A 20,462-nucleotide genomic window follows, 5' to 3' on the forward strand; every position below is an offset into this window, starting at 1 on the left:
GACATTGTCACGGCTATGATGCAAAGCGCACCAAGCGGGTTTATCGAAAGAAAGTTGCTTGTCAGGAGTTCGGAGGAGTAATAAAAAAGACGTTGCGTTTAAATTTTCACCAAAAGGAAAAGGTCAAAAATGGCGCTGAGTGATTACTCTTGTTCCCTTCGCGGGTATTAACCCGATCAGGTTCCGCGGATCCCGAATTAACGGTCTCAGCCTGATGCTATGCATGCTAGGCACTCCGACAAGAGATTTCAGTATAAGCTTTCCTCGTCATTCTTCAAGCGATAAGTGCGTTGGCTGCACTCGGCTCCCCAAGTCACATACTTGTGTATGCTCCTTGGGATATCCTCGTTTACCGCCTTCTTCTCACTTGAATTATTTAGAGGAAAGAGGAAATTAAAGTGGAATAAGGTTATTTCCTCGTCATTCTTCAAGCGATAAGTGCGTTGGCTGCGCTCGTCTCCCCAAGTCACATACTTATGTATGCTCCTTGGGATATCCTCGTTTACCGCCTTCTTCTCACTTGAATTATTTAGAGGAAAGAGGAAATTAAAGTGGAATAAGGTTATTTCCTCGTCATTCTTCAAGCGATAAGTGCGTTGGCTGCGCTCGGCTCCCCAAGTCACATACTTGTGTATGCTCCTTGGGATATCCTCGTTTACCGCCTTCTTCTCACTTGAATTATTTAGAGGAAAGAGGAAATTAAAGTGGAATAAGGTTATTTCCTCGTCATTCTTCAAGCGATAAGTGCGTTGGCTGCGCTCGGCTCCCCAAGTCACATACTTGTGTATGCTCCTTGGGATATCCTCGTTTACCGCCTTCTTCTCACTTGAATTATTTAGAGGAAAGAGGAAATTAAAGTGGAATAAGGTTATTTCCTCGTCATTCTTCAAGCGATAAGTGCGTTGGCTGCGCTCGGCTCCCCAAGTCACATACTTGTGTATGCTCCTTGGGATATCCTCGTTTACCGCCTTCTTCTCACTTGAATTATTTAGAGGAAAGAGGAAATTAAAGTGGAATAAGGTTATTTCCTCGTCATTCTTCAAGCGATAAGTGCGTTGGCTGCGCTCGGCTCCCCAAGTCACATACTTGTGTATGCTCCTTGGGATATCCTCGTTTACCGCCTTCTTCTCACTTGAATTATTTAGAGGAAAGAGGAAATTAAAGTGGAATAAGGTTATTTCCTCGTCATTCTTCAAGCGATAAGTGCGTTGGCTGCACTCGGCTCCCCAAGTCACATACTTATGTATGCTCCTTGGGATAATTCTATTTATCTCCTTCCTCTAGCACGAATAATTTAGAGGAACCTTTGAAAGGCAAGTTAGTTAAAACCTAAAACCTAAAAAATTGATATCAAGGTTCGGATAACAATAAGGTTTATAAATCCCACTGATATTGCGGCCAATTATTTTCATTGGCGGCTTGGAGAAGTCGGTGGTCGCCGTTGACAATAAACGTTTCGTCGGCGAATTGGCACATCGGGAGGTCGTTAGCAGAGTCGGTGTAGAAGTATACATACGCATCGGTGATTGGCTGGTGGCGAACCCAATTCATAAGGCGTTTAACCTTACCTTCCTTAAAGGTTGGAATACCATCAATTTCGGTCGTATAGCAGCCATTTTGCTGCTTAATATCAATGCCCATGGCGACATCGGCATTGAGTTGAGCCGCGATCTTTTTGACAATAAATGAAACGGTTGCAGAGATCACAATAATCGGGATCCCCTTGGCGCGGTAGCGGGCGATCGTTTGACTCGCTTCAGGGTAGATCTTTGGTAAAACCACGCTTTGCACGAAATCATCCAGCCAGATATCCACTTGTTCCGTTTTGATATTAGCGAGGGTTTGCAGGTTAAAATGCAGGTAAGTCGGCATATCCAAAGTGCCTGCATTATACTGCGCCATCATGGCTTTATCGGCTTCCACAAACTGCGGGTCACTGATGATTTGCTTATCCCACAGGTATTGTGTCCACAATACGCTGCTATCCCCTTGAATCAACGTATCATCTAAGTCAAAAATGGCTAATTGGTTTTGCATTATATTCCTATCGTATGATTAGCTAAGTGCGCGAATTTCATTTTTATTAAACATTAACTCAAGGCGGGTGCCAGGTTCAAATAAACGTTCAGAAGAGCGATTGAGTAGGTCGACGGTCATATCTCCTACAGGGGTATTCACGCTATAACGAATAATATTGCCAAGCAACTGATGATCTAAAATCACGGCATCCACAGGGTGAGAAATATGTGTACCATATTGGCGACCCGCTTCTTTCACATAAATAGATTCAGGGCGGATGGCGAGTGTACCCTGTAAATTTAACCCTAACATGGTATTGGCTTTGTGAGCATCCACCAAATTGTAGTGCCCCATAAAACGAGCAACAAACTCGTTCGCTGGCTGGGTATAAATATTCTCTGCCGTATCACTTTGTACGATCTGCCCTTTATTCATCAAAAAGATCCTATCAGACATGATCATCGCTTCGTCTTGGTCATGGGTGACAAAAATCGTCGTTAGCCCAAGTTCCCGCTGAATATGTCGAATTTGCTGGCGCAAATGCTTACGAATGCGTGCATCAAGGGCGGATAACGGCTCGTCGAGTAATAAAATTTGCGGTTTCATTACTAGCGCCCTTGCTAGTGCCACGCGTTGGCGCTGTCCGCCTGACAATTGGTGGGGAAATTGCTGCTCTTTACCTTGTAATTCAACCAGTTCGATTACTTCTGCAACGGCTTTGGTTCTTTCGTTGCTATCGATTTTACGTATTTTTAAGCCGAAGGCGATATTGTCTGCGACGGTCATATTGGGGAATAGCGCATAGCTTTGAAACACCATGCCCACACCGCGTTGTTGGGCAGGTTGGTGAGTAATATTTTTGTGGTTAATATAAAGCTCACCACTATTAGGTTGCTCAAGGCCTGCAATACTGCGTAATAACGTTGATTTCCCGCAACCACTTGGCCCTAATAGGGTGATAAATTCGCCTTTTTCAATGGTAAATTGAATATCGGCGAAGACCTGATTTGACCCGAAAGATTTCGTTAAGTTTTCAGCAATAACATAGCTCATCATTCATCTCCTGAACGATTTAAACGCATTGCTAACCACGTCAGCAATAACGTAAATAAGAAGTAAGACATCACTAGTGCAGAAGTGAAGTGCCCACTGGTTTGGCGCATATTGAACAAGTAGATTTGCAAGGTCTCATAACGTGTTCCCACTAAAATATTGGCAAACACAAACTCACCCATCAAAAATGAAAATGAAATTAATAATGAAACCAACATGCCTTTGCGAATATTTGGCAGCACAATCATCATGAAAGCATTAAAGGTATTTGCCCCCAGCAAATGTGCCGCATCCATTAGGTCATGTAAGTTAATCCCTTGAAAACTATTGGCGAGGGCGCGGTACATAAATGGCAGTGTGATGGTGAAATAGGTGCCAATTAAGATCCATGGAGTGCCCACTAACATAAATGGTTCATCCGCGAAAATTTGCAATAAACCGACGGACGACACCACGGGGGGGATCGCAAAAGGGAGGATAATCAATAAATCCATTAGCCCTTTTAGCTTGGGAAAGCGATAAAACACAGCAAATGTCATCGGTAAAATGACCAAGGTACTGATTAACAGCGTGCCAAAACAGATAATCAACGAACGGCCAAATGCCATTAAAAACCGCGGGTCTTGCCACAATTGCAGATACCATTTAATGGACAAAGCATCGGGTAACACGGTTGCGCCCCAAGAACTGGCGATGGAATACACAAACGTAGCAATAATAGGCAGTGCTAATAAGCTGGCAACACTGATTAGCACTAACTTATGAAACCATAATCCAGAGTTCTTATTGGTTATGGTAGGGCTAATCACATTGTTATTTTGCATGGTAGCTCCGCTTGATTAACCAATGATGGATACCCGTGATAAACCCTAAGATCGCGATAAGTAGGACAGATAACGCCGCCGCCATATTTGGCTCGAGGAATAAATCACCAGACACTAAACTGGCAATACGGATGGTCACAAGGTTGTAGTTACCGCTGGTTAACGCATAGGTACTGGCGTACGCACCCATCGCATTGGCAATTAAGATAATAAAAGTGCCAAGTAAAGCTGGGGAAAGCACTGGAATAGCGACTTTCAACCAATAGGTTAATTTGCTGGCCCCCATGGTTTTTGCCGCATCTTCCCACTCAGGTTTGAGGGCATCAAAGGCAGGGTAGAGCAACAATACACCGAGTGGAATTTGAAAATAGACATAAAGCAGCATTAACCCGCTGGCGCTGTAGATATTAAAATCTTCGATAATCCCCCACGCTTTGAGCTGCAAAGTGATTGCGCCATTAAAGCCCAAAATAATGATAAACGCGAAGGCCAGCGGAACGCCGCTAAAGTTACTTGCCATAGTGGTGAATGAAATCATCATTCGGCGCACCTTGCCTTGCATCTTGTAGATAGAAAAGGCGGTAACACTAGCGATAAACAAACCGATCACGCTACAAATCAACGATAACCATAAGGTATTTTCGAAGGCTTGCAGGTAAAAATCATTGGTAAACACATCAAAGTAATTACCTAAGGACCAGGCTTCTTCATAGATAAAACTGTTGATAAACACCCAAATCATCGGGGCGAGTTGAAATAGGCCAAACAATACAAAAAAGGGCAACAAGAGTAATGCTGCGCGCCAATGAAAACGGGCAAAGGTTTTTTTTAACATGGCCATTTTCCCCAGCTGTGGTTGGGCTTGCTCGTAGGGCGCAGTCAGGTCAGCCATCATGCATCTCCTTGTAATAGCGCATCACACACAGGCTTGTCGAGCGGGTCGATACCCAATAAACGGCATACTGTGCCACAAATGTCAGTTTGCTGAATATCACAAGGCTGATGGGCAAATTTTGAACCCATAACAAACAGCGGAACCCAGCACTCTTCGGGGAGTGTACCGCCATGGCTACGGTCATTGTTCATGCCATGGTCACTAGTGACAAGAATTTGATAGCCTTGCTCAATCCATGTTGGGATGTAATTCGACAAAATAATATCGGCATGACGAGCTGCATTGCGGTATTGCGGTGAATCAAACCCGAACTTGTGCCCTGTATCGTCAATGTTCATCGGGTGAATCAACAAGAAGTGAGGATCAAATTGGTTACGCAAATACTCTGCATCCAGCAAGAGATGGTCATCGGGGTAGCTGTCTGCTTGGTAAAAACAGCCGTGCTGAATAGTGAGCAATTCATCGTGCGTAAAGCGGTCGCGAGTCGCCACGAATGGTGCGCGGTTATATAGCTCGCTCACCCAATAATAAGCGGCAGCTGCTGTGGTTTTGCCTGCAAGACGTGCGAGAGAGAAAATGCTGTCAAAGTGGGATAAACGTACAACCTCATTGTTGACGATCCCGCTTTTCACTGGCGGCACACCTGTTAAAATGCATTCATACAACGGGCGGGACATGGAAGGGAGTTCGCACTCCAATTGATAAAGTGTTGCGCTATCGGCTTTGATAAGTCCATTGAGATAGCCCATGCACTGATGGGCTACTGAATAACTTAAGCCGTCTAGGACAACAAGTATGACTTTTTCAGACATCAGACTTTTATTCCTAAATTCAACAAATTCAATTACTGCTGGTGGATCAGAACTTGTTGTTGCCACATTTTTGGTAAATTACGCGATGATTTTTCCCAGCCGTCAGCATCTTTGATTGGCTGAACATTTTTATACTGTTCTTCTGGTAGTAATTTTGCTTTAACATCATCAGGTAATGTCAGATATTGGGCACGAATTGGACGAGCATAGCCTTCTGCCAGGTTCAACTGACCTTTATCACTGAAAATAAATTCACGTGCTAACTTGGCCGCATTTGGGTTTTTTGCAAATTTATTGATGATAGTGGTGTAGCCAGAGATCACTGAGCCATCGGATGGAATGACAACAGTAAAACGATCTCGGTTGATCTGATCGCGATAATTCAAGGCGTTAAAGTCCCATAAGATCCCAACTTCCACTTCACCTTTTTCAATATTTGCAACGGTAGGGTCATTGACTGATAGGCGCTTTTGCTTAGCTAACTCAGCAAACAATTCAATGGCAGGTTTAAGGTTATTTTCATCACCACCGCGGGCAAATGCAGCGGCTAAAACGGCATTGTTGGCTTGTGCTGCAATGCCAACATCACCTACGGTGACTTTGTATTTGCCTTTTAATAAGTCGTCCCAACTTTTTGGTGCATCTTTAACTAAGTCATTATTAATCATAAAGGCAATTGAACCAGTATAGGCTAATGCCCAGTTGCCATCTTTATCTTTTGCCCAATCAGGAATTTGTGACCATGTGGTGGGTTTATAAGGCTGGGTGACTCCTTTTTGTACCGCTACAGGGCCAAACGATGCGCCTACATCACCAATATCTGCCGTTGCGTTATTTTTTTCGGCGGCAAATTTGGCAATTTCTTGTGCGGAACTCATATCCGTATCTTGGTGTTTTAAGCCATATTGCGTGGCTAAATCTTGCCAAGTTCCTTTCCAGTTTGCCCAAGAATCAGGCATCCCAACGCTGTAAACTTGCCCTTCTTTTTTCGCTGCATTGATTAACTCTGTTAAATTAGCATCAGCAGCAAATGTCATACTGGATGCGGTCAGTGATAGTAAAATCGCAGGAACGATAGCTTTCATTGTTTTCTCACTTTTGAGGAACGGTGAACCAGATTGGTTACTGAGCATCCTAATTTTAATTAGTGACAGTGAGTTGACCGTTTTATGACAGTTTTTAGACATTTTAAGGGATGAATTGTCTAAAAACTGTCAAAATTGACAGAGATAGGAAATGAAACAAACGTTTGAATGACATTGTGTCAAAGAAGTGTATTGTGTGATTCGAGACTGATTTTTTATCGACAACCTTTTTATCAACAACAAAAAGCTAAAAAAGATAGAGAAAATGAATAAATTAACGTTAGTAGGAACAGAAAGTGGCTGGTGGTTCGTCTGTTTCGCTGGTCGATTGTGGTTACCGAAAGGGGATATTCCACGCGGCAGTGCTAAAGACTATTCATTAGAAGGTAAAAGTGCGACACCAATCGGTGAATGGCAAGGGGAAATTGTCTGGCTGATCGCAGAAAAAATGCCATCAGATATGGCGTCTCCGCGGGTTGTTGCAGCGCAAGATGAAGGCTTATTCCGCCTAGCTGGGCGCGGCGTACAACTGGCTGAATTCTATCGTTCCCACCGCTATTGTGGTTACTGTGGTACGGCAATGCGCCACAGTGCAACAGAATGGGCGTGTTTGTGTGATCATTGCCATGAGCGTTATTACCCGCAAATTGCCCCTTGTATTATCGTAGGGATCCGTCGTGATGACCATATTCTCTTGGCGCAGCACCGTCGTCATTCCCAAAACCCATTATTTACCGTATTAGCAGGTTTTGTTGAGGTGGGTGAAACATTAGAAGAAGCCGTTATGCGCGAAGTCATGGAAGAGAGCCAGATAAAAGTGAAAAATATTCGCTATGTCTCTTCACAGCCATGGCCTTTCCCTCATTCCTTAATGATGGGCTTCCTTGCGGATTATGAGAGCGGTGATATTCAGGTTGATCCAAACGAGTTAGTCAGCGCAAATTGGTATCATTACAATGACTTACCGCTTATCCCTCCAGGGGATACTATCGCAAGGCGTTTAATTGAGGACACAGTAGCGTTGTGTCGTCAAAGTGAGTACGAATCGGACAAGTAGCAGTGCGCTGATATTGTTGCCTTTTACATGTTACAATAGCCATCTTTGCTTATAGCCATTTGCGGCGGCCACTAATAATAATGGAGTAAATAATGACTGAGTTAAAAAATGACCGCTATCTACGTGCTCTGCTACGTCAGCCTGTAGATGTGACCCCGGTATGGATGATGCGTCAAGCGGGGCGTTATTTGCCTGAATACAAAGCAACGCGCGCCGAGGCTGGTGATTTTATTGCGCTGTGCAAAAATACTGAGCTTGCGTGTGAAGTGACATTGCAGCCATTACGTCGTTTCCCATTAGACGCCGCAATTTTATTCTCTGATATCCTAACTATCCCTGATGCCATGGGACTTGGACTGTATTTTGAAACAGGCGAAGGTCCACGTTTTCAAAAGCCTATCTCCTCTGTGGCGGATGTAAAAAACATCCCAATTCCCGATCCTGAAATGGAGCTGGGGTATGTGATGGATGCTGTTCGTGCCATTCGTAAAGCCCTTGAAGGGAGCGTGCCACTAATTGGTTTCTCTGGAAGCCCATGGACATTAGCTACTTACATGGTAGAAGGCGGTAGTAGTAAAGCCTTCACTAAAATCAAAAAAATGATGTATGAAGACCCGAACACACTGCATTTATTATTGGATAAACTGGCGGATAGCGTCATTTTATACTTAAATGCGCAAATTCGTGCGGGCGCACAATCCATCATGATTTTTGATACATGGGGTGGTGTATTAACTAAACGTGATTATTTACAGTTCTCTTTGAACTATATGCATAAGATCATTGATGGATTAATTCGTGAAAACGATGGCCGTCGTGTGCCAGTTACCTTGTTCACCAAAGGTGGCGGACAGTGGTTAGAAGAAATGGTTGCAACTGGTTGTGATGCATTAGGCCTTGATTGGACAACAGAAATTGCCGATGCGCGCCGCCGTGTTGGTGATAAAGTTGCGCTGCAAGGTAATATGGATCCGTCTATGTTGTATGCGCCACCTGCACGTATTGAAGACGAAGTGCAAAATATCCTGTCTGGTTTTGGTCACGGCGAAGGGCATGTTTTCAACTTAGGTCATGGCATCCATCAGGATGTGCCACCTGAACATGCAGGCACATTTGTTGATGCGGTTCACCGTTTCTCTCGCCAATATCATCAGTAGTCATCATTTCTTGATGTTCTTGATGTTCTTGATTTGTGGTGTATTTATAGAACCTTGTAAGTACACCATTATCATCTATGATTAAGAATAATTAAGTATCGAAGCATTGGATGCGCTATGGTTTTAGATACTCAACAGCTACGAAAAGAACAAACTAGCCAAGCCTCAAAAATCATTTTGCAGGATGAGTTTCCATCATTGAAACTGATTGGTGGGGCGGATGTGGGCTTTGAACAACAAGGCACAATTACCCGTGCAGTGATAGTTGTGTTGTCTTGGCCGCAGTTAGAACTCGTTGAGTATCAAATAGCACGAATCCCGACTCAGTTACCTTATATACCTGGGTTACTTTCTTTTCGTGAAGTGCCTGGTCTAATGGCTGCGTGGGAAAAAATACAGCACAAGCCTGAATTAGTCCTCGTGGATGGGCAAGGTATTGCTCACCCAAGGCGCTTTGGCGTGGCTTGCCATTTTGGTTTACAGGCCAATGTTGCAACGATAGGCGTTGCAAAAAGTCGTTTATGTGGTGATGCAGCTGAATTAGACGACTCTCCCGAAAGTGTTCAGCCATTAATGGCAGGGAAAAATCAACTCGGTTGGGTATTGCGGAGCAAAAAACGCTGCAAACCATTATATGTTTCGCCGGGGTATAAAGTCGGTTTTTCGTCTTCCTTATCGTGGGTTAAGCAGTGTCTAAAGGGTTATAGGTTGCCTGAACCAACACGTTTTGCTGACGGAATTGCATCAAATCGAACGTTTTTTAAGCGAATGAATGAGAAAATCAGCTAATTATCAGCAAAATATGTGGCATTGACAGATTTTCAGGTAAACTGCGAAGTATTAAGATTGATGAGTCAGAAATTATGTTAAGAAATCCCATTCATTTGAGGTTGGAAAAATTAGAAAGCTGGCAACATACAACTTTCATGGCAAGTTTATGTGAAAGAATGTATCCCAACTTTCAGATGTTTTGTCAGCAAACTGAATTTGCCGATGCAAAAGTTTATCGTTCCATCCTTGATTTAGTTTGGGAAACTTTGGTCATTAAAGATAGCAAAGTCAATTTCGACAGTCAGTTAGAGAAATTAGAAGAAATTATCCCATCAGCAGATGATTTCGATATGTATGGTGTGTATCCAGCTATTGATGCCTGTATTGCATTAGGTGAAATCATTCACTCAAAATTGAGTGGGGAAACCCTTGAGCACGCAATATTGGTTAGCGAAGCCTCCATTCGTACGGTTGCCATGCTCGAAATGACTCAAGCAGGGCGGGAAATGACAGATGAAGAACTTAAAGAAATTCCTGCGATTGAAGAAGAGTGGGATATCCAGTGGGACATTTTCCGTTTACTGGCAGCTTGTGAAGAGCGCGACTTAGAGTTAATTAAAGGATTAAAATCTGACCTTCGCGAAGCGGGGGTGAGCAATATAGGTATTACTTTAGGCTAATTTTTACGCTTTCGTTATCGAAAACGTGACTTAGCGCAGTAATGCTGAGTACTAAGACTTCACATTTGCCCCTACTCTGGTCTACATTTAGGGGCGAGAAGAAGTGGCTATCGGGGGCGTGTATCAGGGGCTGTCAATTTGGCATATCCGACGCACTCGATGCTTTGCAAACGATAAACACACTGTGTAAGGATAATTTATGAACAAGACTGAATTAGTTGATGCTATCGCAGAATCAGCAGACCTGACCAAAGTTCAGGCAAAAGCAGCTTTAGAATCTACTCTGAATGCTATTTCTGAAACGCTGAAAAAAGGTGACAGTGTACAACTGGTCGGTTTCGGTACTTTTAAAGTTAGCCACCGTGCTGCTCGTACTGGTCGTAACCCACAAACTAAAGCAGAAATCCAAATTCCTGCGACAACTGTACCAGCTTTCTCTGCCGGTAAAGCACTGAAAGAAGCTGTAAAATAAGTACATTGTATACTCGAATTATCAGAGGGGGTAAGAAACTACCCCTTTTGTTTATTCAAAAAGGGTTGCTGGTATTGGGAGCTCTCTCAATGCTAAGCGCCTGTTCCTCGAATGCACCAAAGCTTCCAGAGTTTAGTGCAAGTGGTTTTATTGCCGATGATGGCGTCATTCGTATGTGGCGGCTGAATGATGCAAAAAGCCAACCCCTTGTCCTGATGATGGTTTACAGTCCTTATAAAGGCACTGATACTTCCGTTAATTTCTTCGAATACCGTTCTGGTAATCTCTGGCAAATTCGCAGCCAAATCTTGAACCAAAAAGGTGGCGATATTACGGAACAGCTACGCTTCGATAAAAATAATGATGTTATTTTTATGCAGCGTGCTCAGGATGGTACTAAAACACCTCTTTCTACCGATGAAATCACGCGTTGGCGCTTTGAAGCAGCTCGGGTACTTGAGACCAACACCGCGCTTATCGTGGGTGGCGTTAAACTTTATCAAGGGCGTTGGCAGCAAGGTAAAGTGACGACTTGCGAAGGTGATGTGAGAGACGTGACTTTCGAACCATATGCTGAAAACTGGTTACAAAGCCGTGCGAAAGTGTGGCATTCTCAGCTGAATTTGGCGTGGTTGGAGTCTTCCGAGGGAAATCAGCTTTTGATGGTGGCGGATACGGATTTTTGCCGCTGGCAGCCTTCTAAAGATTCACTCTAATTTCACCGCTCGTCGTCTTTCAAATCCTAGCGTTGTTGGCTTCGGTGACTTAACCCAATCACATAGTTATCTATGCTTCTGGGCATAAGTAACCTTGCCGCCTAGCTATGCTTCGAAATACTTAGAGCCATTGGCTGCTAGTAAAAACAAACAACAATAAAAAAGCTGATAAAAGTTTCCTCTTATCAGCCTGTCGATTATTGGATTTTATTACTTAATACGTGCGATGGCGCGGTAGCCGATATCGTTGCGATAAAAGCTATCATTCCAGTGAATATTCTTAGCGGCTTCATATGCTTTAGTTTGGGCTTTCTCGATATCATCACCCAACGCGGTCACGCATAGTACACGGCCACCAGCAGTAACGACATCACCATCTTTCATGCGAGTGCCTGCATGGAACACTTTGCTATCAGCGGCTTCAGTGGTTGGCAATCCAGAAATAACATTACCGTTACAGTAATCCCCAGGGTAACCCCCAGCAGCAATGACAACACCTAAAGCAGGGCGCTCATCCCACAGTGAATCTTTGCCTGCCAGCTCACCGTTCGCGCCGGCTAAACACAGTGCGACTAAGTCTGACTGTAAACGCATCATGATAGGTTGTGTTTCAGGATCGCCAAAGCGGCAGTTAAATTCGATAACTTTTGGATTGCCCGCTTTATCAATCATTAACCCTGCGTATAAGAAGCCTTGGTAACGATTACCTTCCTGATCCATGCCTTTAACAGTAGGATAAATCACTTGCTGCATCACACGTTGATGAATTTCATCTGTGACAACCGGAGCGGGAGAGTAAGCCCCCATTCCGCCTGTATTGAGACCCGTATCACCATCACCAACACGTTTATGGTCTTGGCTAGTGGCCATTGGGATGACATTCTCACCATCGACCATCACGATAAAGCTGGCTTCTTCACCATCAAGAAACTCTTCAATCACAATACGGTGTCCTGCATCGCCAAAGGCATTACCTGCTAACATATCTTGAACAGCGTCTTTTGCTTCTTGAAGTGTCATCGCGACAATAACACCTTTGCCCGCCGCTAAGCCATCAGCTTTAATCACGATAGGTGCGCCGACTTTATCTAAATACGCTAACGCGGGTTCCACTTCTGTGAAATTTTCATAAGCCGCAGTCGGAATATGATGGCGAGCTAAAAAGTCCTTAGTAAATGCTTTTGAACCTTCAAGTTGTGCAGCCCCTTTTGTTGGGCCAAAAATTGTTAAGCCTGCCGCTTTAAATGCATCGACAACGCCAATCACTAAAGGGGCTTCAGGACCGACAATCGTTAAATCGATTTGTTTTTCTTTGGCGAACTGCAGCAGGCCATCAATATCAGTAGCAGAAATATTCACATTTTCGATAGCAGACTCAAGTGCTGTTCCTGCGTTACCTGGTGCAACATAAACTTTTTTTGCTAAAGGCGATTGCGCCGCTTTCCACGCTAATGCATGTTCACGGCCACCACCGCCAATAATTAATATATTCATGAATAATCTCCTAATAATTAGTGACGGAAATGGCGCATATTAGTGAAAATCATCGCAATACCATGTTCATTTGCCGCAGCAATGACTTCTTCGTCACGAATTGAGCCACCTGGTTGAATAACACAAGTCACACCAACGGCGGCAGCCGCATCGATACCATCGCGGAATGGGAAGAAAGCATCTGAGGCCATCGCACAGCCTGCAACTTCTAAACCTTCGTCGGCCGCTTTGATCCCCGCAATTTTAGCTGAGTACACACGGCTCATTTGGCCTGCACCAATCCCGATGGTCATGTCATTTTTAGAATAAACAATCGCATTTGACTTAACGAATTTCGCGACTTTCCAGCAGAATAAGGCATCTTTTAGTTCACGTTCAGTAGGTTGGCGTGTCGTAACAACGCGTAGTTCTTCTTTTTCTACCATGCCTAAATCACGGTCTTGGACTAATAAACCACCGTTAACACGTTTGAAATCTAAGCCTGCAACGGGTTTATTCCATTCACCGCAAACAAGTACGCGAACATTTTGTTTGGTTTCAAGAATCGGTAATGCATCATTTGCTACTGAAGGTGCAATAATGACTTCAACAAATTGACGTTCAATAATAGCTTGTGCAGTTGTTTTATCTAACTGACGGTTAAACGCGATGATACCGCCGAACGCAGAGGTTGGGTCAGTTTTGAATGCATTATCATAAGCTGCATGAATATCTTTGCCGATAGCGACACCACAAGGGTTCGCGTGTTTTACAATCACACAGGCAGGCTCATCGAATGACTTCACACATTCCAGAGCAGCATCGGTATCGGCGATATTATTATAAGAAAGCGCTTTGCCTTGAATTTGCTGTGCGGTTGCAATCGATGCTTCTTTTGGGTTTTCTTCTATATAGAAAGCGGCATCTTGGTGGCTGTTTTCGCCATAACGCATATCTTGTTTTTTGATAAAGTTTAAATTCAATGTGCGAGGGAAACGACCAGAAGGCTGCGTGGTATCACCATAATAAGGGGCAACTAACTCGCCAAAGTAGTTCGCTATCATGCTGTCGTAAGCGGCGGTGTGTTCAAACGCTTTTATGGCCAAGTCAAAACGGGTTGCCCAATTCAGCGAATTTTGGTGACCATCCATTTCATCAATAATAGTTTGGTAGTCATTGCTGTTGACTACGATCGCAACGTCTTTATGATTTTTAGCCGCAGAGCGCACCATGGTTGGGCCCCCGATATCGATATTCTCAACCGCATCTTCTAGTGTGCAGTTTGGTTTTGCTACTGTTTGAGCAAAAGGGTATAAATTCACAACAACCATATCAATAGGCGAAATATCATGTTCTTGCATGATTGCGTCATCAGTGCCACGACGCCCTAAAATGCCACCATGAACTTTCGGGTGCAACGTTTTTACGCGGCCATCCATCATTTCAGGGAATCCCGTGTAATCTGAAACTTCAGTCACGTTAAGACCTGATTCTGCGAGGAGTTTCGCAGTACCGCCAGTTGATAGAAGTTCAACACCACGTTCGGAAAGCGCTTTAGCGAATTCAACAACCCCTGTTTTATCAGACACACTAAGCAGGGCACGACGAATAGGACGAAGCAGTTGCATGAGATAGATCCCTTGGATTTGAATAAATAAGGCAATACGAATATCAATGAGTGAAAAGCCACTGGCTTTTCTTATATACCTATTTATAAAAGCGGAATTTGATTGCTTCTTCAATAGCGATATATAAGTCACTAACAATTTCAGAACATAAAAACAAAATCAATGCTGAAATTTCGCGCTAATTGTAACGCAAACGTTTGCGTAATGCGCGATAAATTTTAAATTATTTTCGCTTTGTGGGTAACTTGGTGGATAAGTCAGTATAAGTAGGGGTTTTGCTGTGGAATGCAGCAGTTGAATAAAAAAATGCAAAAAAGGGGTTGCCAGATTTTTCTGACTCCCTATAATGCGCATCCACTGACCGGGAACAAGACAACGCAAAGCGCGGTGAACACTGAAACGGCAGCGAGAGATTCTGAAAAGAAAAAGCAAAAAATTGCTTGACTCTCACGGAGGAAAACGTATTATACGCCTCCTCGCAGCAACGACCCAGAAGGTCAAATTTCACGACGAAATGCTGCAACGCTCTTTAACAATTTATCAGACAATCTGTGTGGGCACTCACAGGACACTATCAAAAAAATATTTGATTTTAAGTCTTGAAGAGTGACTAACACGTTAATTCATATATATGAAATAAGGTAGTAACGCTTATTTTGGAAGGATAACGCGAAGGCAAGCAGAGATAACCCGAGACAGTACTTAGGTACGGCGAGGGGAAGCGATGCGAAGCCGACAAAGTTAGCCGAACAAAAGAACGTTACGGTCAGTAAGACATTCTTTGAGCATCAAGCTACTTTTAATTGAAGAGTTTGATCATGGCTCAGATTGAACGCTGGCGGCAGGCCTAACACATGCAAGTCGAGCGGTAACAGGGGAAGCTTGCTTCTTGCTGACGAGCGGCGGACGGGTGAGTAATGTATGGGGATCTGCCCGATAGAGGGGGATAACTACTGGAAACGGTAGCTAATACCGCATAATCTCTAAGGAGCAAAGCAGGGGAACTTCGGTCCTTGCGCTATCGGATGAACCCATATGGGATTAGCTAGTAGGTGAGGTAATGGCTCACCTAGGCGACGATCCCTAGCTGGTCTGAGAGGATGATCAGCCACACTGGGACTGAGACACGGCCCAGACTCCTACGGGAGGCAGCAGTGGGGAATATTGCACAATGGGCGCAAGCCTGATGCAGCCATGCCGCGTGTATGAAGAAGGCCCTAGGGTTGTAAAGTACTTTCAGTCGGGAGGAAGGCGTTGATGCTAATATCATCAACGATTGACGTTACCGACAGAAGAAGCACCGGCTAACTCCGTGCCAGCAGCCGCGGTAATACGGAGGGTGCAAGCGTTAATCGGAATTACTGGGCGTAAAGCGCACGCAGGCGGTTGATTAAGTTAGATGTGAAATCCCCGGGCTTAACCTGGGAATGGCATCTAAGACTGGTCAGCTAGAGTCTTGTAGAGGGGGGTAGAATTCCATGTGTAGCGGTGAAATGCGTAGAGATGTGGAGGAATACCGGTGGCGAAGGCGGCCCCCTGGACAAAGACTGACGCTCAGGTGCGAAAGCGTGGGGAGCAAACAGGATTAGATACCCTGGTAGTCCACGCTGTAAACGATGTCGATTTGAAGGTTGTTCCCTTGAGGAGTGGCTTTCGGAGCTAACGCGTTAAATCGACCGCCTGGGGAGTACGGCCGCAAGGTTAAAACTCAAATGAATTGACGGGGGCCCGCACAAGCGGTGGAGCATGTGGTTTAATTCGATGCAACGCGAAGAACCTTACCTACTCTTGACATCCAGAGAATTTAGCAGAGATGCTTTGGTGCCTTCGGGAACTCTGAGACAGGTGCTGCATGGCTGTCGTCAGCTCGTGTTGTGAAATGTTGGGTTAAGTCCCGCAACGAGCGCAACCCTTATCCTTTGTTGCCAGCGATTCGGTCGGGAACTCAAAGGAGACTGCCGGTGATAAACCGGAGGAAGGTGGGGATGACGTCAAGTCATCATGGCCCTTACGAGTAGGGCTACACACGTGCTACAATGGCGTATACAAAGAGAAGCGACCTCGCGAGAGCAAGCGGAACTCATAAAGTACGTCGTAGTCCGGATTGGAGTCTGCAACTCGACTCCATGAAGTCGGAATCGCTAGTAATCGTAGATCAGAATGCTACGGTGAATACGTTCCCGGGCCTTGTACACACCGCCCGTCACACCATGGGAGTGGGTTGCAAAAGAAGTAGGTAGCTTAACCTTCGGGAGGGCGCTTACCACTTTGTGATTCATGACTGGGGTGAAGTCGTAACAAGGTAACCGTAGGGGAACCTGCGGTTGGATCACCTCCTTACCATTGAAGTGTTTTTGTGAAGTGCTCACACAGATTGTCTGATAGAAAGTAGAGCAATAGGCTATACGTGGGAGACTTATTCGCAAGAATAGGGCTTACATGAAAAGCGCAAAAAGTTTTTGTGATTTTCGTGTCCCCTTCGTCTAGAGGCCTAGGACACCGCCCTTTCACGGCGGTAACAGGGGTTCGAATCCCCTAGGGGACGCCAATTGCGCCGATATCGAGTGAAAGACGATGTCCCCAATAATGATTAAGCCAATTATGTAGATAGTTGGTTTAACAATTATGCTCTTTAACAATCTGGAACAAGCTGAAAATTGAAAACAACACACATTGTTTATCGCTTAAACAATGTGAGAGTCTCTCAAAAATCTCAACTTGAATGATGTTTCTCTGAAGCATCGAGTCGACGAGCGAAATGAGTTCGAGGCGGCCAGCGCACAGCCAGCGCAGCGTACTTAAGGTACGTGAGCATGGCGAGCACTGCCCAACGAAGGAATCATGAAGCACAGTCACTCGTTATCAGAAGACACCTTCGGGTTGTGAGGTTAAGCGACTAAGCGTACACGGTGGATGCCTAGGCAATCAGAGGCGATGAAGGACGTGCTAATCTGCGAAAAGCGTCGGTAAGGTGATATGAACCGTTATAACCGACGATATCCGAATGGGGAAACCCAGTGCAATTCGTTGCACTATCGTTTGATGAATACATAGTCAAACGAGGCGAACCGAGGGAACTGAAACATCTCAGTACCTCGAGGAAAAGAAATCAACCGAGATTCCCCTAGTAGCGGCGAGCGAACGGGGAGCAGCCCAGAGTCTTAATCAGCATTAGCATCAGGAGAACAGTCTGGAAAGGCTGGCAGTAAAGGGTGATAGCCCCGTATCCGAAGGTGTTGGTGTTGTGAACTCGACGAGTAGGGCGGGACACGTGTTATCCTGTCTGAATATGGGGGGACCATCCTCCAAGGCTAAATACTCCTGATTGACCGATAGTGAACCAGTACCGTGAGGGAAAGGCGAAAAGAACCCCGGCGAGGGGAGTGAAATAGAACCTGAAACCGTGTACGTACAAGCAGTGGGAGCACCCTTTGGGGTGTGACTGCGTACCTTTTGTATAATGGGTCAGCGACTTATATTCTGTAGCAAGGTTAACCGTATAGGGGAGCCGTAGGGAAACCGAGTCTTAACTGGGCGAATAAGTTGCAGGGTATAGACCCGAAACCCGGTGATCTAGCCATGGGCAGGTTGAAGGTTGGGTAACACTAACTGGAGGACCGAACCGACTAATGTTGAAAAATTAGCGGATGACTTGTGGCTGGGGGTGAAAGGCCAATCAAACCGGGAGATAGCTGGTTCTCCCCGAAAGCTATTTAGGTAGCGCCTCGTGAACTCATCTTCGGGGGTAGAGCACTGTTTCGACTAGGGGGTCATCCCGACTTACCAACTCGATGCAAACTACGAATACCGAAGAATGTTATCACGGGAGACACACGGCGGGTGCTAACGTTCGTCGTGAAGAGGGAAACAACCCAGACCGCCAGCTAAGGTCCCAAAGTCATAGTTAAGTGGGAAACGAAGTGGGAAGGCTCAGACAGCCAGGATGTTGGCTTAGAAGCAGCCATCATTTAAAGAAAGCGTAATAGCTCACTGGTCGAGTCGGCCTGCGCGGAAGATGTAACGGGGCTAAACTATGCACCGAAGCTGCGGCAGCGATATTTAGATATTGTTGGGTAGGGGAGCGTTCTGTAAGCCTGTGAAGGTGTACTGTGAGGTATGCTGGAGGTATCAGAAGTGCGAATGCTGACATAAGTAACGATAATGCGGGTGAAAAACCCGCACGCCGGAAGACCAAGGGTTCCTGTCCAACGTTAATCGGGGCAGGGTGAGTCGACCCCTAAGGCGAGGCAGAAATGCGTAGTCGATGGGAAACGGGTTAATATTCCCGTACTGGTGATAATTGCGATGGGGGGACGGAGAAGGTTAGGCTGGCCGGGCGACGGTTGTCCCGGTTTAAGGATGTAGGCAGGTGAATTAGGCAAATCCGGTTCACTATATGCTGAGGTCTGATGACGAGTCACTACGGTGGCGAAGTAGCTCATACCCCGCTTCCAGGAAAAGCCTCTAAGCTCTAGATTATCATTAATCGTACCCCAAACCGACACAGGTGGTCAGGTAGAGAATACTCAGGCGCTTGAGAGAACTCGGGTGAAGGAACTAGGCAAAATGGTGCCGTAACTTCGGGAGAAGGCACGCTGGCATTAGGTGAAGTGGTTTACCCATGGAGCTGAAGCCAGTCGCAGATACCAGCTGGCTGCAACTGTTTATTAAAAACACAGCACTGTGCAAACACGAAAGTGGACGTATACGGTGTGACGCCTGCCCGGTGCTGGAAGGTTAATTGATGGGGTTATCCGTAAGGAGAAGCTCTTGATCGAAGCCCCAGTAAACGGCGGCCGTAACTATAACGGTCCTAAGGTAGCGAAATTCCTTGTCGGGTAAGTTCCGACCTGCACGAATGGCGTAATGATGGCCAGGCTGTCTCCACCCGAGACTCAGTGAAATTGAACTCGCTGTGAAGATGCAGTGTACCCGCGGCAAGACGGAAAGACCCCGTGAACCTTTACTATAGCTTGACACTGAACATTGAGCCTTGATGTGTAGGATAGGTGGGAGGCTTTGAAGCGTGGACGCCAGTCTGCGTGGAGCCAACCTTGAAATACCACCCTTTAATGTTTGATGTTCTAACGTTGCCCCGTTATCCGGGGTGCGGACAGTGTCTGGTGGGTAGTTTGACTGGGGCGGTCTCCTCCCAAAGAGTAACGGAGGAGCACGAAGGTTGGCTAAGCATGGTCGGACATCATGCGGTTAGTGCAAAGGCATAAGCCAGCTTGACTGCGAGAGTGACGGCTCGAGCAGGTACGAAAGTAGGTCTTAGTGATCCGGTGGTTCTGAATGGAAGGGCCATCGCTCAACGGATAAAAGGTACTCCGGGGATAACAGGCTGATACCGCCCAAGAGTTCATATCGACGGCGGTGTTTGGCACCTCGATGTCGGCTCATCACATCCTGGGGCTGAAGTAGGTCCCAAGGGTACGGCTGTTCGCCGTTTAAAGTGGTACGCGAGCTGGGTTTAGAACGTCGTGAGACAGTTCGGTCCCTATCTGCCGTGGGCGTTGGAAGATTGAAAGGGGCTGCTCCTAGTACGAGAGGACCGGAGTGGACGCACCACTGGTGTTCGGGTTGTCATGCCAATGGCATTGCCCGGTAGCTAAGTGCGGAAAAGATAACCGCTGAAAGCATCTAAGCGGGAAACTTGCCTTGAGATGAGTCTTCCCTGACCCTTTAAGGGTCCTAAAGGAACGTTTAAGACTAAGACGTTGATAGGTTGGGTGTGTAAGCGTAGCGATACGTTGAGCTAACCAATACTAATGAACCGTGAGGCTTAACCTGACAACACCGAAGGTGTTTTAGAGAGAC

The 20,462-nt window shown here is 45.6% G+C and carries 16 protein-coding genes, 1 tRNA gene, 2 rRNA genes and 1 riboswitch; of the genes, 10 read left to right on the plus strand and 9 right to left on the minus strand.

Annotated elements, in window-relative coordinates; genetic code table 11:
- Nucleotides 1–136 precede the first annotated feature (136 nt).
- Nucleotides 137–248: riboswitch (TPP riboswitch) on the minus strand.
- The 7 genes from M1F05_RS01905 to M1F05_RS01935 all read right to left on the minus strand — a co-directional run bounded on the left by M1F05_RS01905 (nt 249) and on the right by M1F05_RS01935 (nt 6,688).
- Nucleotides 249–1,235, minus strand: coding sequence for a hypothetical protein (locus M1F05_RS01905; protein ID WP_318825970.1), 987 nt, complete (start codon nt 1,233–1,235; stop codon nt 249–251).
- A gap of 139 nt (nt 1,236–1,374) precedes the next feature.
- Complete coding sequence (locus tag M1F05_RS01910) at nt 1,375–2,037, minus strand: HAD family hydrolase (RefSeq protein ID WP_206086797.1); 663 nt, start codon at nt 2,035–2,037, stop codon at nt 1,375–1,377.
- Between the two features lie 18 nt (nt 2,038–2,055).
- Entirely contained in the window at nt 2,056–3,072 is a 1,017-nt protein-coding gene (locus tag M1F05_RS01915) for an ABC transporter ATP-binding protein (RefSeq protein ID WP_206086796.1), read from the minus strand.
- Nucleotides 3,072–3,896 carry an ABC transporter permease gene (locus tag M1F05_RS01920; protein ID WP_206086795.1) on the minus strand — a complete coding sequence of 275 codons (825 nt, stop codon included), beginning with the start codon at nt 3,894–3,896 and terminating at the stop codon, nt 3,072–3,074. Before M1F05_RS01920 ends, M1F05_RS01915 begins: the two co-directional genes overlap by 1 nt.
- A complete protein-coding gene (locus tag M1F05_RS01925; RefSeq protein WP_206086794.1) occupies nt 3,886–4,788 on the minus strand; it encodes an ABC transporter permease in 903 nt (300 codons plus the stop codon). Before M1F05_RS01925 ends, M1F05_RS01920 begins: the two co-directional genes overlap by 11 nt.
- On the minus strand, nt 4,788–5,603 hold the full coding sequence (locus M1F05_RS01930) for an alkaline phosphatase family protein (RefSeq protein ID WP_206086793.1): 816 nt from the start codon (nt 5,601–5,603) through the stop codon (nt 4,788–4,790). The genes M1F05_RS01925 and M1F05_RS01930 overlap by 1 nt, the downstream gene beginning before the upstream one ends.
- 32 nt (nt 5,604–5,635) lie before the next feature.
- Nucleotides 5,636–6,688: an ABC transporter substrate-binding protein gene (locus M1F05_RS01935; RefSeq protein ID WP_206086792.1), complete on the minus strand. Its 1,053-nt coding sequence runs from the start codon at nt 6,686–6,688 to the stop codon at nt 5,636–5,638.
- Nucleotides 6,689–6,953: 265 nt separating this feature from the next.
- Here M1F05_RS01935 and nudC point away from each other — a divergent pair, with 265 nt between their 5' ends.
- The 6 genes from nudC to M1F05_RS01965 all read left to right on the plus strand — a co-directional run bounded on the left by nudC (nt 6,954) and on the right by M1F05_RS01965 (nt 11,541).
- Nucleotides 6,954–7,745 carry an NAD(+) diphosphatase gene (gene nudC / locus M1F05_RS01940; RefSeq protein ID WP_206086791.1) on the plus strand — a complete coding sequence of 264 codons (792 nt, stop codon included), beginning with the start codon at nt 6,954–6,956 and terminating at the stop codon, nt 7,743–7,745.
- A gap of 92 nt (nt 7,746–7,837) precedes the next feature.
- Nucleotides 7,838–8,902: a uroporphyrinogen decarboxylase gene (gene hemE, locus M1F05_RS01945; RefSeq protein ID WP_206086790.1), complete on the plus strand. Its 1,065-nt coding sequence runs from the start codon at nt 7,838–7,840 to the stop codon at nt 8,900–8,902.
- Nucleotides 8,903–9,019: 117 nt separating this feature from the next.
- Nucleotides 9,020–9,691, plus strand: coding sequence for a deoxyribonuclease V (gene nfi / locus M1F05_RS01950; RefSeq protein WP_206086789.1), 672 nt, complete (start codon nt 9,020–9,022; stop codon nt 9,689–9,691).
- Nucleotides 9,692–9,765: 74 nt separating this feature from the next.
- Nucleotides 9,766–10,353: a YjaG family protein gene (locus tag M1F05_RS01955; RefSeq protein ID WP_206086788.1), complete on the plus strand. Its 588-nt coding sequence runs from the start codon at nt 9,766–9,768 to the stop codon at nt 10,351–10,353.
- 199 nt (nt 10,354–10,552) lie between these two features.
- On the plus strand, nt 10,553–10,825 hold the full coding sequence (locus tag M1F05_RS01960) for an HU family DNA-binding protein (protein WP_206086787.1): 273 nt from the start codon (nt 10,553–10,555) through the stop codon (nt 10,823–10,825).
- An 89-nt stretch (nt 10,826–10,914) separates the two neighbouring features.
- The gene (locus M1F05_RS01965; RefSeq protein ID WP_206086786.1) at nt 10,915–11,541 is read left to right on the plus strand and encodes a DUF1481 domain-containing protein; all 627 of its coding nucleotides are present in this window, start codon (nt 10,915–10,917) and stop codon (nt 11,539–11,541) included.
- Between the two features lie 210 nt (nt 11,542–11,751).
- Here M1F05_RS01965 and purD read toward each other — a convergent pair whose 3' ends face one another.
- Both purD and purH read right to left on the minus strand, forming a co-directional pair.
- Nucleotides 11,752–13,035, minus strand: coding sequence for a phosphoribosylamine--glycine ligase (gene purD, locus M1F05_RS01970; protein ID WP_206086785.1), 1,284 nt, complete (start codon nt 13,033–13,035; stop codon nt 11,752–11,754).
- Between the two features lie 17 nt (nt 13,036–13,052).
- Nucleotides 13,053–14,642 carry a bifunctional phosphoribosylaminoimidazolecarboxamide formyltransferase/IMP cyclohydrolase gene (gene purH, locus M1F05_RS01975; protein WP_206086784.1) on the minus strand — a complete coding sequence of 530 codons (1,590 nt, stop codon included), beginning with the start codon at nt 14,640–14,642 and terminating at the stop codon, nt 13,053–13,055.
- A gap of 285 nt (nt 14,643–14,927) precedes the next feature.
- On the opposite strand from purH, the gene M1F05_RS01980 reads away from it, so the two are divergent.
- The 4 genes from M1F05_RS01980 to M1F05_RS01995 all read left to right on the plus strand — a co-directional run bounded on the left by M1F05_RS01980 (nt 14,928) and on the right by M1F05_RS01995 (nt 20,435).
- Entirely contained in the window at nt 14,928–15,086 is a 159-nt protein-coding gene (locus tag M1F05_RS01980; RefSeq protein ID WP_184957435.1) for a hypothetical protein, read from the plus strand.
- Between the two features lie 356 nt (nt 15,087–15,442).
- Nucleotides 15,443–16,982 (plus strand): 16S ribosomal RNA (locus tag M1F05_RS01985).
- A gap of 132 nt (nt 16,983–17,114) precedes the next feature.
- Nucleotides 17,115–17,190 (plus strand) — tRNA-Glu (locus M1F05_RS01990).
- A 338-nt stretch (nt 17,191–17,528) separates the two neighbouring features.
- Nucleotides 17,529–20,435, plus strand: a 23S ribosomal RNA gene (locus M1F05_RS01995).
- The 16S and 23S rRNA genes sit together here with 1 tRNA gene alongside, the layout of an rRNA operon.
- Nucleotides 20,436–20,462: the final 27 nt, after the last annotated feature.

Source organism: Providencia sp. PROV252, assembly GCF_033676005.1.
Lineage (GTDB): Bacteria > Pseudomonadota > Gammaproteobacteria > Enterobacterales > Enterobacteriaceae > Providencia > Providencia vermicola.

What these genes read in the sequence shown, in the direction of transcription:
- M1F05_RS01910 (WP_206086797.1), bottom strand. Translation starts at nt 2,037, where the DNA reads ATGCAAAACCAATTAGCCATTTTTGACTTAGATGATACGTTGATTCAA.
- M1F05_RS01915 (WP_206086796.1), bottom strand. Translation starts at nt 3,072, where the DNA reads ATGAGCTATGTTATTGCTGAAAACTTAACGAAATCTTTCGGGTCAAAT.
- M1F05_RS01920 (WP_206086795.1), bottom strand. Translation starts at nt 3,896, where the DNA reads ATGCAAAATAACAATGTGATTAGCCCTACCATAACCAATAAGAACTCT.
- M1F05_RS01925 (WP_206086794.1), bottom strand. Translation starts at nt 4,788, where the DNA reads ATGGCTGACCTGACTGCGCCCTACGAGCAAGCCCAACCACAGCTGGGG.
- M1F05_RS01930 (WP_206086793.1), bottom strand. Translation starts at nt 5,603, where the DNA reads ATGTCTGAAAAAGTCATACTTGTTGTCCTAGACGGCTTAAGTTATTCA.
- M1F05_RS01935 (WP_206086792.1), bottom strand. Translation starts at nt 6,688, where the DNA reads ATGAAAGCTATCGTTCCTGCGATTTTACTATCACTGACCGCATCCAGT.
- nudC (WP_206086791.1), top strand. Translation starts at nt 6,954, where the DNA reads ATGAATAAATTAACGTTAGTAGGAACAGAAAGTGGCTGGTGGTTCGTC.
- hemE (WP_206086790.1), top strand. Translation starts at nt 7,838, where the DNA reads ATGACTGAGTTAAAAAATGACCGCTATCTACGTGCTCTGCTACGTCAG.
- nfi (WP_206086789.1), top strand. Translation starts at nt 9,020, where the DNA reads ATGGTTTTAGATACTCAACAGCTACGAAAAGAACAAACTAGCCAAGCC.
- M1F05_RS01955 (WP_206086788.1), top strand. Translation starts at nt 9,766, where the DNA reads ATGTTAAGAAATCCCATTCATTTGAGGTTGGAAAAATTAGAAAGCTGG.
- M1F05_RS01960 (WP_206086787.1), top strand. Translation starts at nt 10,553, where the DNA reads ATGAACAAGACTGAATTAGTTGATGCTATCGCAGAATCAGCAGACCTG.
- M1F05_RS01965 (WP_206086786.1), top strand. Translation starts at nt 10,915, where the DNA reads ATGCTAAGCGCCTGTTCCTCGAATGCACCAAAGCTTCCAGAGTTTAGT.
- purD (WP_206086785.1), bottom strand. Translation starts at nt 13,035, where the DNA reads ATGAATATATTAATTATTGGCGGTGGTGGCCGTGAACATGCATTAGCG.
- purH (WP_206086784.1), bottom strand. Translation starts at nt 14,642, where the DNA reads ATGCAACTGCTTCGTCCTATTCGTCGTGCCCTGCTTAGTGTGTCTGAT.
- M1F05_RS01980 (WP_184957435.1), top strand. Translation starts at nt 14,928, where the DNA reads ATGCAGCAGTTGAATAAAAAAATGCAAAAAAGGGGTTGCCAGATTTTT.